The 12,979-nt window shown below is 74.4% G+C and carries 8 protein-coding genes; all 8 read left to right on the top strand.

Translation table 11 applies throughout. The annotated features are described in order from the left end of the window. The first annotated feature begins 34 nt into the window (after window positions 1–34). The 8 genes from JOF36_RS28770 to ffh all read left to right on the top strand — a co-directional run bounded on the left by JOF36_RS28770 (window position 35) and on the right by ffh (window position 12,967). Window positions 35–454, top strand: a complete 420-nt coding sequence (locus JOF36_RS28770) for a VOC family protein (protein ID WP_210033131.1) — start codon at window positions 35–37, stop codon at window positions 452–454. A 90-nt stretch (window positions 455–544) separates the two neighbouring features. After that, window positions 545–4,159 (top strand): chromosome segregation protein SMC, encoded by a 3,615-nt coding sequence (gene smc, locus JOF36_RS28765; protein WP_210033130.1) that lies wholly within the window; start codon window positions 545–547, stop codon window positions 4,157–4,159. A gap of 549 nt (window positions 4,160–4,708) precedes the next feature. Continuing rightward, window positions 4,709–6,127: a signal recognition particle-docking protein FtsY gene (gene ftsY / locus JOF36_RS28760; protein ID WP_372447468.1), complete on the top strand. Its 1,419-nt coding sequence runs from the start codon at window positions 4,709–4,711 to the stop codon at window positions 6,125–6,127. A gap of 279 nt (window positions 6,128–6,406) precedes the next feature. Beyond that, complete coding sequence (locus JOF36_RS28755; protein WP_210036306.1) at window positions 6,407–7,720, top strand: ammonium transporter; 1,314 nt, start codon at window positions 6,407–6,409, stop codon at window positions 7,718–7,720. A gap of 3 nt (window positions 7,721–7,723) precedes the next feature. Continuing rightward, a complete protein-coding gene (locus tag JOF36_RS28750) occupies window positions 7,724–8,062 on the top strand; it encodes a P-II family nitrogen regulator (protein WP_210033125.1) in 339 nt (112 codons plus the stop codon). A 145-nt stretch (window positions 8,063–8,207) separates the two neighbouring features. Then, window positions 8,208–10,592, top strand: coding sequence for a [protein-PII] uridylyltransferase (locus JOF36_RS28745; RefSeq protein ID WP_210033123.1), 2,385 nt, complete (start codon window positions 8,208–8,210; stop codon window positions 10,590–10,592). Window positions 10,593–10,731: 139 nt separating this feature from the next. Beyond that, complete coding sequence (locus JOF36_RS28740) at window positions 10,732–11,388, top strand: AAA family ATPase (protein WP_210033121.1); 657 nt, start codon at window positions 10,732–10,734, stop codon at window positions 11,386–11,388. Between the two features lie 10 nt (window positions 11,389–11,398). Next, entirely contained in the window at window positions 11,399–12,967 is a 1,569-nt protein-coding gene (gene ffh, locus JOF36_RS28735; RefSeq protein WP_210033120.1) for a signal recognition particle protein, read from the top strand. Window positions 12,968–12,979: the final 12 nt, after the last annotated feature.

The following is a 12,979-nucleotide window of genomic DNA, read 5'->3' as shown; positions in this document are numbered from 1 at the left end:
AACGGGACGCGTCCACCGAGCGAGGAGGCCGGCGATGCCCGTCAGCATGAACCCGTACCTGCACTTCGAGAACGCCGCACGCGAGGCGATGGAGTTCTACCGCTCCGTGCTCGGCGGCGAGCTGCAGATCATGACCTTCGGCGAGATGGGGGCCGAGGGGCCCGTCCCGCCGCCGGACGGTGTGATGCACGCCCACCTGCAGACCCCCGACGGCTTCGTCCTGATGGCGTCGGACGGCGACCCGGAACGCCCGATCGGTTCGGCGGCGGCCGGTGTCTCGATCAGCCTCTCCGGTGACGACGCCGCGAAGCTGGAGGGCTGGTTCACCGCACTCGGCGACGGCGGCACCGTCGACGTCGCGTTCGAGAAGCAGATGTGGGGCGACACGTTCGGTCAGCTCACCGACCGGTTCGGGGTGCGCTGGCTGGTGAACGCCGTCGCACCGGCGGCCTGACCCCCGCGTCGCGGTGCACCGGCGCGTGGCGTCGGGGGTGTCGGACCGCCCCGATACCCTGACGGCTCCCTCGCCGTTGGAGATCCGCTCGTGCACCTCAAGACGCTGACGATGAAGGGCTTCAAGTCCTTCGCCTCGGCCACCACGCTGCGCCTGGAACCGGGGATCACCTGCGTCGTCGGTCCGAACGGTTCGGGCAAGTCCAACGTCGTGGACGCGATCAGCTGGGTGCTCGGCGAGCAGGGCGCCAAGGCGCTGCGCGGCGGCAAGATGGAGGACGTCATCTTCGCCGGCACCTCGGGCCGCGCGCCGCTGGGGCGCGCCGAGGTCACGCTGACCATCGACAACTCCGACGGCGCGCTCCCGATCGACTACTCCGAGGTCTCGGTGACCCGGCGGATGTTCCGTGACGGCGCGGGCGAGTACGAGATCAACGGCTCCCGGGCCCGGCTGCTCGACGTCCAGGAGCTGCTGTCCGACTCCGGCATCGGCCGGGAGATGCACGTGATCGTCGGGCAGGGCCAGCTCGATGGGGTGCTGCAGTCCAAGCCGGAGGACCGGCGCGCCTACATCGAGGAGGCGGCCGGGGTCCTCAAGCACCGCAAGCGCAAGGAGAAGGCGCTGCGGAAGCTGGACGCGATGCAGGCCAACCTGACCCGGCTGACCGACCTCACCGCGGAGCTGCGCCGCCAGCTCAAGCCGCTCGGCAGGCAGGCCGAGATCGCCCGCAGGGCCCAGTCGGTGCAGACCGACCTGCGCGACGCCCGGCTCCGGCTCGCCGCCGACGACCTGGTGACGCTGCAGGAGGAGATCACCCGCGAGGAGGCCGACCAGGACCAGGCGCGCAGGCGTCGCGCCGAGACCGAGGAGCAGCTGGCGACCGCCCGGGAACGCCAGCAGGAGCTGGAGACCGCGCTCGCCGCGGACGCGCCGCGCCTGCAGATCGCCCAGGACACCTGGTACCAGCTGTCCGCGCTGGCCGAGCGGCTGCGCGGCACCGTGCGCCTCGCGCAGGAACGGGTCCGGCACCTCACCTCCTCGGATGCCGCCGAGCGCGCACCCGGCCGGGACCCGGACGAGACCGAGGCCGAGGCCGAGGAGATCGCCGAGCAGGAGGACGAGCTCGTCGCCGCCGTCGTCGAGGCCCGCCACCGGCTCGACGAGGCCGTGCAGGAGAAGGCCGAGCGCGAGCAGACCCTGGCCGCCGCCGAGCGCGAGCACCTCGCCGCGGTGCGGGCGATCGCCGACCGGAAGGCCGGTATCGCGACCCTGGCCGGCAAGGCCGACGCGCTGCGGTCCGGGGTCGCCGCGACCGCCGAGGAGATCGAGCGGCTGTCCGAGGCGTTGTCCGAGGCGACCGCCCGGACCGAGCAGGCCGAGGCGGAGCTGGACGGCGCCCGCGAGGGCCTGGGCATCGACGCCTCCGACGACGGGGGCTCCGACGCGCTCGCCGAGCGGGTCGAGCAGGCCGAGACCGCGCACCGGGCCGCGCAGGAACGGGTCGCCGAACTGGCCCGCGCCGAGCGGGACGCCGAGCAGCGGCGCGCGCACTGGCGGGCCCGGGTGGAGGCCCTGGAGGTCGGGCTGGTCCGGCGGGACGGCACCGGCGCGCTGCTCGGCTCCGGCGGCGACGACGCGGCGCAGGGGGTGCTCGGCGCGGTCGCCGAGCTGGTCGTCGTCGAGCCCGACGGCCGGACCGCGGTCGCCGCGGCGCTGGGCGAGGTCGGGGAGGGGGTCGCGGTGGCGTCGGTGCCGTCGGCGGCCGCCGCACTGCGTGCGCTGCGCGCGGGCGACGCCGGCCGGGCCGCGCTGCTGGTCGGCTCCGAGGGCTCGATCGCCGGTGGGGCGCCGGGCCCGGTCGCCGTCCCGGACGGCGCACCGCCCGCCGGGCGCTGGGCCGCGTCACTGGTCACCGCGCCACCCGCGCTGGCGGTGTCGCTGGCCGCCCTGCTGCGCGACGTCGTCGTCGTGGACGGCCTGGACGCCGCAGCCACCGCGGTGGCCGCCCGCCCGGAGCTCACCGCCGTCACCACCGACGGGGACCTGCTCACCGCGCATCTGGCCCGCGGCGGAGCGGGTGCGGGCGAGGGGGCCCTGCAGCTGCAGGCGGCCGTGGACGACGCCGTCGCCGAGCGGGACACCGTCGACGCCGCGCTGGAGTCGCTGCGGCCCACCCTGGAGGGCGCCCGCGCCGAGGAGGAGGCCCGGAACACGGACCTGCGGGCGGCGCGCTCGGCCGTCGCCGAGGCCGACAAGCGCCGGGCGGCCGCAGGCGCCCAGCTGGGCCGGCTCGAGCAGGTCGTCGCCTCCGCGCGGGCCGAGGCCCAGCGGCTGCGCGAGCGCCGCGACGGCGTGGAGGCCCGCCGGTCCGAGTCGCTGCTGCAGCTGGAGGCCGCCGAGCACCAGCTCTCGCTGGCCTCCGACGCCCCGGTCGACGACGAGCCCGACACCGAGCTGCGCGACGAGGCCGCCGAGCGGGTCGAGGCGGTCCGCTCCGAGGAAGTCGAGTGCCGGCTCGCGCTGCGCACCGCCGAGGAGCGCGCCCGCGCCATCGCGGGCAAGGCCGAGGCGTTGCGCCGGCAGGCCCACACCGAGCGCCAGGCCCGTGCCCGCGCCGCCGCCGCGGCCGCCGAACGCGAGCGGGCCGGCGAGATCGCCCGCCTGGTCGTCGACTCCGGAACGGTCGCGTCCGAGCGGATCGAGGTCTCGCTGGCGGCCGCGGCAGCCGAGCGGGACGAGATCCAGGCCGCGCGTGCCGACCGGGAGCGCGGGCACAACGAGGCCCGTGAGGCCACGACCCGACTGACCGGGCAGCTGGAGAAGCTCACCGACGCCGTCCACCGCGACGAGATGGTGCGCCAGCAGACGCGGATGCGACTCGAGCAGCTGACCGAGAAGATCCTCGCCGACCACGGCATCGGCGCCGACGACCTGGTCGCCGAGTACGGCCCGGACGTGCCGGTGCCGCCGTCCGAGGCCGATGTCGCCGAGTACGAGGCGGCGAAGGAGCGCGGCGACCAGGTGTCCGCGCCGCCCGCCGTCCCGTACGACCGGGCCGCCCAGCAGCGCAGGCTCAAGCGCGCGGAGAAGGACCTGTCGCTGCTCGGCAAGGTCAACCCGCTGGCGCTGGAGGAGTTCGCGGCCCTCGAGGAGCGCTACCGGTTCCTGTCCACCCAGCTCGAGGACCTCAAGAACACCCGCCGCGACCTGCTCACCGTGGTCCGCGAGGTCGACGACCGGATCCTCGAGGTCTTCACCATCGCCTACAACGACGTCGCACGGGAGTTCGAGACCGTGTTCGCGACGCTGTTCCCCGGTGGCGACGGCCGGCTCGTCCTCACCGACCCCGACGACATGCTGACCACCGGGATCGAGGTGGAGGCCCGCCCGCCCGGCAAGAAGGTGAAGCGGCTGTCGCTGCTGTCCGGCGGCGAGCGCTCGCTGACCGCGATGGCGCTGCTGGTGGCGATCTTCCGGGCGCGGCCGTCACCGTTCTACGTGCTCGACGAGATCGAGGCCGCCCTCGACGACATCAACCTCCGCCGGCTCATCTCGCTGCTGGAGGAGCTGCGCGCGGCCAGCCAGCTGATCGTCATCACCCACCAGAAGCCGACGATGGAGGTCGCCGACGCGCTCTACGGCGTCGCCATGCGCGGGGACGGGATCACCCAGGTGATCTCGCAGCGGTTACGGCCTGCGTCGTAGCGTGCGCCGGGCGGCGGGCCCGGTCCCGGGCGTGGCAGGGTTGTGCGGGTGACCACGCAGACCATCTGGATCGTCGTCGCGATCGTCGTGGCCGTGCTGCTGATCGCCCTCGTCGCCGGGGTGGTGATCGCCCGCAAGAGGCGGATCAGCCTGCGCGAGAGCGAGGCGCAGCGCGAGCTCGAGACCGACAAGGAGCCACCGCGCAAGGGCGGCAGCTACCAGGCAGGAGGCGGGTTCAACTTCGCCTCCGGCACGGCCGCCGCGCCCGAGCGCCCGCGCGCGCCCACCGCGCCCGACGACACCGGGGCGGGCGTGACCGAGCCGGTCGCCCGGCCGGACGCCGCCGGGACCCCGGCCGCCCTCGACGAGGGCCCCACCGCCGACGAGGTGCGCACCCCACCGGGCGGCACCCCGATCGTGGGGGGTGCCACCGAGGCCCGCACGCCGCCCGGCGGGATCCCGGTCAGCACCGCGCCGCCGGTCGCCTCGGGCGCCGCGCCGAGCAGCCCGACGGTCCCCACCACCGGGACCCCCGACGACGGGCGGGTCATCGACACCGCCGAGGCGAGCAAGGACCCGGCGACCCGGCAGCTCACCCGCCCGGACGCCGACGCCACCCAGGAGCTCGGCCCGGAGGGTGGGGCCACCCAGGAACTCGGCCCGGAGGGTGGGGCCACCGGCGCCGCGTCACCGACCGCGCAGACCGTCACCGGGCCGATCCCGGACACGGCACCGACGATGGGGACGGCACCGACGACGGACACCGGCACGGCGCCGAGCACGGCGCCGGGGCCGGTCCCGGACTCGGCGCCCACGGCGGACACCGGCACGGCGCCACCGGCGGACATCGACACGGTGCCGAGCACTGTCACCGGGCCGGTCCCGGACTCGGCACCCGCCGCCACGGCGCCCACCGGCACAGCGCCCGCCGACTCGGCCCCCACCGACACGGCATCCACCACGGACCTCGGGTCGACGGCGGACACCGCGCCGGCCACGCGCACGGACACCGCGCCGGTCGCCCCCACCGGTCCCGCCGAGGAGATCGAGCCCGCCGAGGGCCGCATCGGGCGGCTGCGGGGGCGGCTGTCCCGCTCCCGGTCCGGCTTCGGCCAGAGCCTGCTCGGCCTGCTCGGCGCCGGTGACCTGGACGACGAGTCCTGGGAGGACGTCGAGGCCACCCTGCTGCAGGCCGACCTCGGCCCGGAGATGACCGCGGAGATCACCGAGAAGCTGCGTGAGCAGCTCGCGGCCCGCGGCGCCCGCAACGCCGAGCAGGTCCGCCAGACCCTGCACGACGTCCTCGTCGAGGCACTGGACACCGGGCAGGACCGCTCGGTACACGCGCTCCCGCACGCCGGGCGGCCGTCGGTGCTGCTCATCGTCGGAGTCAACGGCACCGGCAAGACCACCACCACCGGCAAGCTCGCCCGCGTCCTGGTCGCCGGCGGGCACCGGGTCACCCTCGGTGCCGCCGACACGTTCCGCGCCGCCGCAGCCGAGCAGCTGGTGACCTGGGGCGAGCGCTCCGGGGCCGGCGTCGTGCGCGGGCCGGAGGGGTCCGACCCGGCCTCGGTCGCGTTCGACGCGGTGAAGCGCGGTACCGACGACGGCGTCGACGCCGTGCTGCTCGACACCGCCGGCCGGCTGCACACCAAGACCGGCCTGATGGACGAGCTGGGCAAGGTCAAGCGCGTCGTGGAGAAGCAGGCCCGGGTCGACGAGGTGCTGCTGGTGCTCGACGCCACCACCGGCCAGAACGGGCTCACCCAGGCGCGGGTGTTCGGTGAGGTCGTCGACGTGACCGGGATCGCGCTCACCAAGCTCGACGGCACCGCCAAGGGCGGGATCGTGTTCCGGGTGCAGCGGGAGCTCGGCGTCCCGGTGAAGCTCGTGGGGCTCGGTGAGGGCCCGGACGACCTCGCCCCGTTCGAGCCGAAGGCGTTCGTCGACGCCCTGCTGAACTGACTGCGCCGAACCGACTGCACAGAACCGGCTGCGCTGAACCGACTGCTGCTGCGGCGCGGGTACCCCGACGGGTGCCCGCGCCGTCGTCGTCTCCGCCGTCGCGCGGGTACTTTTCGATCCCGCCATCCGGTGGGGTAACGCAACCGTCATCCATTCCACCGGCCTGTTAACCGCTGCGAAACGGACGAGCGCCGAACGCGAAACACGCCGTCACCATTCTTCCTCCCCAGTCGGACATCGAAAAGACGTGGGAGGGGACGGACCGTGCCACAGGAAGCCCTGAACGGCGGAGACACCGCCTGGATCCTTGCGAGCGCTGCGCTCGTGTTGTTGATGACCCCGGGGGTGGCGCTGTTCTACGGCGGCCAGGCCCGGTCCAAGAGCGTGCTGAACATGATGATGATGTGCTTCAGCTCGCTGGGGCTCGTCGGAGTCCTCTGGATCCTCTTCGGCTACTCGATGGCCTTCGGACCGGATATCGGCGGAGGCCTGCTCGGGAATCCGTTCGCCTACTTCGGCCTCACCTCGATCCTGGCCAACGACCAGGCGGCCGAGTCGCTGCCGCAGCTGGCCTTCGTCAGCTTCCAGGCGATGTTCGCGATCCTCACGGTCGCCCTGGTCGCCGGTGCGGCCGCCGACCGGATGCGCTTCGGCGCCTGGATCCTGTTCTCCGGCCTGTGGGCCACCCTGGTCTACTTCCCGGTCGCGCACTGGGTCTTCGACCTGGAGCAGGGCTGGATCGCCACCAGCCTGGGTGCGCTGGACTTCGCCGGTGGTACCGCGGTCCACATCAACGCCGGTGTCGCCGCGCTGGTGCTCTGCGTCATCCTCGGCAAGCGGCGCGGCTGGCCGCGTGAGGCCATGCGCCCGCACAACCTGACCATGGTCATGCTCGGTGCCGGCCTGCTGTGGTTCGGCTGGTTCGGGTTCAACGCCGGTTCGTCCGGTGCCGCCGACTGGGCCGCCGCCTACGCGTTCACCAACACCATCGCCGCCACCGCCGCCGCCATCCTCGGCTGGCTGGTCGTCGAGCGGGTCCGCTACGGCAAGGCCACCTCGCTGGGTGCCGCGTCGGGCATCGTCGCCGGCCTGGTCGCGATCACCCCGGCCTGTGCCGCGGTCTCCCCGCTGGGGGCGCTGGCCATCGGTGTCCTCGCCGGTGCGCTCTCGGCCTACGCGGTCGGCTGGAAGTACAAGCTGGGATTCGACGACTCGTTCGACGTCGTCGGCGTCCACCTGGTCGCCGGTCTCTGGGGCACCCTGGCCATCGGCCTGTTCGCCACCGACATCGCCCCCGACGAGACCAACGGCCTGTTCTACGGCGGCGGCGTCGTCCAGCTCGGCATCCAGGCGGTCGCCGCCCTGGCCACGATCGTCTACTGCGGCGTGGTCACCGTGATCATCGCCCTGATCGTCAAGGCCGTCCTCGGCCTGCGGGTCGACGACGAGGCCGAGCAGACCGGTATCGACGAGGCCGAGCACGCGGAGACCGGCTACGAGTTCTCCGGCCTGCGCGGTGGCGGCGGCCTCGGCTCGGCGCCGAAGCCGTCGGTCGCCTCCGCGCCCACCACCCCGGCGAAGCAGGAGGCCTGACCCATGAAGCTCGTGACCGCCATCGTCAAGCCGTTCGTCCTCGAGGATGTGAAGGGCGCGCTGGAGCAGATCGGCGTGCTCGGTCTGACCATCAGCGAGGTCCAGGGCTACGGCCGCCAGAAGGGCCACACCGAGGTCTACCGCGGCGCCGAGTACTCGGTCGACTTCGTGCCGAAGGTCCGGGTCGAGGTCGTCGTCGACGACGCGCTGCTGGACAAGGTCGTCGACGCCGTCGTCGAGGCCGCCCGCACCGGCAAGATCGGCGACGGGAAGGTCTGGGTGACCCCGGTCGAGACCGTCGTCCGCGTTCGCACCGGCGAGCGCGGCACCGACGCCGTCTGAGCCCCGCAGGAGCATGACGGGCCCGTCGCATCCCGGCAGGGGAGTGCGGCGGGCCCGTCCGCCGTCCGGGCCCGGACCCGGACGATCCGGGCCCACCTCCGGGCCGGCACGGACACGACGAACAGGAAGCGGGTGGCGCGGGGCGATGACGGTCCTCGGGTCGGGCGAGGCAGCGGACCTGGTCAAGGCGAGATCGGTTCTCCTGGAATCCAACGGCCGCAACCACCACGGCCCCGAGGCGTTACGGGCCGCGCTGGCCGACCTGCACGACTTCTGGCTCTCCTCCCGGTGCGCGGCCCTCGGGCTCGGCGGCGCCGGCAGCGGGGTCGCCCTGGTGGCGGTCGGTGCGCTCGGCCGCCGCGAGCTCTGCCCGTACTCCGACCTCGACCTGGTGCTCCTGCACGAGGGCCGCACGGCCGTCGACACCCTCGCCGAGCAGCTCTGGTACCCGCTGTGGGACGCCGGCATCGGCCTGGACCACTCCGTCCGGACCCCCGGGCAGGCCGTCCAGATCGCGACGACCGACCTGCGTGCGGCGTTCGGGCTGCTGGAGGTCCGCCACGTCGGAGGCGACCCGGCGCTGTCGGGGAAGATCCGCGACGCCGTCCGGAAGGCCTGGCGGGCCGGGATCCGCGGCCGGTTCGACGAGATCGTCGAGACCACCACCGAGCGCTGGCGGCGGGGCGGTGACGTCGCGCACCGGATCGAACCGGATCTCAAGAACGGGCACGGCGGCCTGCGCGACGTCGCGCTGATCGACGCGCTCGCCACCGCCCAGCTGGTCGACCGGCCCTCCGCCGAGGTCGCCGCCGCCCGCACCCTGCTGCTCGACGTCCGCACCGAGCTGCACCGCCGTTCCGGGCGGGCCCGCGACGTGCTGCGCGCCCAGGACGCCGACGACATCGCCACGACCATGGACCTCGGCGACCGCTTCGAGCTGGCCAGGGCCCTGTCCGGCGCGGCCCGCGCGGTCGCGTTCGCGGCCGAGGTGGGGCTGCGCCAGGCGCGCAGCGCGCTGCCCCGCCGCGGGCTGGCCGCACTGCGCCGCGCGCCGGTCCGCCGCCCGCTGGACTCCGGTGTCGTGGAGCACGCCGGCGAGGCCGGTCTCGCCCGCGACGCGTCGGCCGCCAAGGACCCCGCGCTCGTGCTGCGGGTCGCGGCCGCGGCCGCCCGGACCGGGCTGCCGATCTCGGCCGGCACCCTCGGCCGGCTCGCCGACACCGCTCCCGAGCTGCGGGCACCGTGGCCGCGGGCCGCGCTGGCCGAGCTGCTCGCCCTGCTCGGCACCGGGCAGGCGATGGTCGGCGTGGTCGAGTCGCTGGACCGTACGGGGCTGTGGGGGCGGCTGTTCCCGGAGTGGGGTGCGGTGCGCGACCTGCCGCCACGGGACCGCTCGCACGTCTGGACCGTCGACCGGCACCTCGTCGAGGTCTGCGCGCAGGCGGCCCGGCTGACCACCCGGGTGTCCCGCCCGGACCTGCTGCTGATCGGCGCACTCGTCCACGACATCGGCAAGGGCCGCGACGGTGACCACTCGGTCGTCGGGGAGTCGCTGGCGCGCCAGATCGGCGAGCGGCTGGGCCTGCGCGGCAGCGACGTCACGCTGCTCGCGGCGATGGTCCGCCACCACCTGCTGTTGCCGCACACCGCGACCCGGCGCGACCCGGAGGACCCCGCGACCGTCGCCCGGGTCCTCGGCACGCTGCGCGGGGCCGTGGGCGACGACGGCGGGGTCGCGACCCTGCTGGAGCTCCTCGCCGCACTCGCCGAGGCCGACTCGCTGGGGACCGGACCGGGTGTGTGGAGCCCGTGGCGGCGCACCCTGGTCCAGGGACTGTCCGGGCGCTGCCTGTCCGCGCTGGACGGGCGGCCGTTCGTCGCGCCCGGCCCGCCGGATCCCGCCTACGACGAGATGCTCGGGGCGGTCGCCGCGGACGACGCGCCGCACGTCCGGTTCTCCCGCGGCGACGACGTCGCCACCGTGGCCGTCGCACTCCCGGACCGGCGGGGCGCGCTCTCCGCGGTCGCCGGGGTGGTGGCGCTGCACTCGCTGCAGGTGCACACGGCGGGGGTGACGGTGGCCGGCGGGATCGCCGTCCTCACCTTCGCCGTCACCCCGCGGTTCGGCGGCCTGCCCGACCCGGCGCTGGTCCGCTCGGACCTGGTCCGCGTGCTGGGCGGATCGCTGGATCTGGGCGGTGCGCTGGCGCGCAAGGAACGCGACTACGCGCCCTCCACCCCCGAGGTGGAACGGACCGCGCCGGCCCGGGTGCTGTGGTTCGACGACGAGGCCACCGGTGCCGTGGTGCTGGAGCTGCGGGGGACCGACCGGATCGGCCTGCTGCACCACGTCACCGTCGCGCTCGAGCGGTCCGGTGTGGATCTGGTGTGGGCCCGGGTCGAGACACTCGGTTCCTCGGTGGTCGACGCGTTCGGGATCGCCGGGGCGCCGGACCGCGCCGCCCGCACGGAGATCGAACGGACGGTGCTCGCCGTCGCCGCAGGCCGGGCGGGCGAGCCCCGCCCCTGACCCGCCCCGTCCGTGGCGAACCCCGTGCCGGACCCCGAACCCCGTGCCGGCGTAGACCGAATGGTGGGCCGGTCGCCGTGCCGAGCCGGACACGGCGCGTGATCGGAACCATCGCCTCGCCCCGTCCGTTGCATCGCACATGACCATCGCCCGCGCCGCCGTGCCGCACGATGCCTCGACCCCGACCGAGGACGTGGCATCCGCCGCCGTGCCGTACGGGACCGACCCGGCCGGGGACCCCGCCGGTCACGCCGACGGCCCGCTCGTCGTGCGCCTGCCGGGCCGGACGTTGCTGCTGGTCGCGGGGCTGCCCGGCGCAGGCAAGTCGACGCTGCTGGCCACCATGACCGCCCCGCCCGGCGTCCGCGTGCTCGACTCCGGCACCGCCCGCGCCCGGCTCGTCCGCCGGCTGCCCGCCGGGACGCCGTACCCCGCCTACCGCTGGCTGACCCACGTGGCGCACCGGACCGGAGTGGTCCTGGCGTGTCTGGGGCGGGCCGGGACCGTCGTCGTCCACCTCCCGGCGACCGCACCCCGCGTCCGGGCCGCGGTCCGGGTGCTCGCCCGCTCCACCGGCCGGGCGCCGCACCTGCTGTGGCTGGACGTGCCCCCGGAGCAGGCGATGGCCGGGCAGCACGAGCGCGGTCGCGTCGTCCGGGCCCGGCCGTTCGCCGCACACGCCGGACGGGCCGCGCGGACCTCCGTGTCGCTGCGCACGGGCCGTGAACCGGGCTGGGCGTCGGTCCGGACGACGGATCGCTCCGGCGCCCGCCGGGGCCTGGTGCTGGCCCAGTAGGCTGGTAAGGGTGTTCGACTCCCTCTCCGAGCGGCTCGGATCCGCGCTGCGTGACCTCCGCGGCAAGGGCCGGCTCTCCGACGCCGACATCGACGCCACCGCGCGCGAGATCCGGATCGCACTGCTGGAGGCGGACGTCGCTCTCCCGGTGGTCCGCGGATTCATCGCGCGGATCAAGGAACGGGCCAAGGGGGTGGAGGTATCCCAGGCCCTGAACCCCGCCCAGCAGGTCGTCAAGATCGTCAACGAGGAACTCGTGGCGATCCTCGGCGGCGAGACCCGGCGGCTCAACCTCGCCAAGGAACCGCCGACGGTCATCATGCTCGCCGGTCTGCAGGGCGCCGGTAAGACGACGCTGGCCGGCAAGCTGGCCCGCTGGCTCAAGGGCCAGGGGCACACCCCGCTGCTGGTGGCGTGCGACCTGCAGCGGCCCAACGCGGTCAACCAGCTGCAGATCGTCGGCGAGCGGGCCGGGGTGCCCACGTTCGCCCCGCATCCGGGCGCGACCGGCTCCGGGGAGCTGCCCGAAGGGCCCGGCGACCCGGTCGGCGTCGCCCGCGACGGCATCGCGCAGGCTCGCGACAAGCAGTACGACGTCGTCGTCGTCGACACCGCGGGCCGCCTCGGCGTCGACGAGGAGCTGATGCGCCAGGCGTCCGACATCCGGTCGGCGGTGCAGCCCGACGAGGTGCTGTTCGTCGTCGACGCGATGATCGGTCAGGACGCGGTGGCGACCGCCGAGGCGTTCCGCGACGGCGTCGGGTTCACCGGTGTCGTGCTCACCAAGCTCGACGGCGACGCCCGCGGTGGTGCGGCGCTGTCGGTCCGCGAGGTCACCGGGCAGCCGATCCTGTTCGCCTCCAACGGCGAGAAGCTCGAGGACTTCGATGTCTTCCACCCGGACCGGATGTCCTCGCGCATCCTCGGGATGGGTGACCTGCTGACGCTGATCGAGCAGGCCGAGCAGGTCTTCGACGCCGAGCAGTCCGAGGCCGCCGCGCGGAAGATGAGCTCCGGCGAGCTCTCCCTGGAGGACTTCCTCCAGCAGATGCTGCAGCTGCGCAAGATGGGGCCGATCGGCAACATCCTGAACATGCTCCCGGGCGCCAACCAGGGGCAGATGAAGGCCGCGCTCGACCAGGTCGACGACCGTCAGATCGACCGGCTGCAGGCGATCATCCGCGGCATGACCCCCGCCGAGCGGGACGACCCGAAGATCATCAACGCCTCGCGGCGGCAGCGGATCGCGAACGGGTCCGGGGTCACGGTCACCGACGTGAACGACCTGGTCAACCGGTTCTTCGAAGCCCGCAAGATGATGAAGCAGATGGCCGGGCAGTTCGGCCTCGGCGGCGGCGGTCGCAGCGCGACGAAGAAGCAGCCGAAGAACGCGCGGAAGGCGAAGCAGGCCAAGAAGGGCCGGCGCAGCGGCAACCCGGCGAACCGGGGCGCGCAGAACTCGCCGGACCTGTCGAACCTGCCGCCGAGCCTGCAGCAGCTGCCGCCCGGGCTGGCCGGGATGGACCAGCTGCCGCCCGGCTTCGACCCGTCGAAGCTGAACTTCGGTAAGAAGAAGTGACGTGAGGCATTA

The organism is Pseudonocardia parietis, from assembly GCF_017876315.1.
GTDB lineage: Bacteria > Actinomycetota > Actinomycetes > Mycobacteriales > Pseudonocardiaceae > Pseudonocardia > Pseudonocardia parietis.
This window is presented reverse-complemented; position numbering and strand designations above follow the sequence as displayed.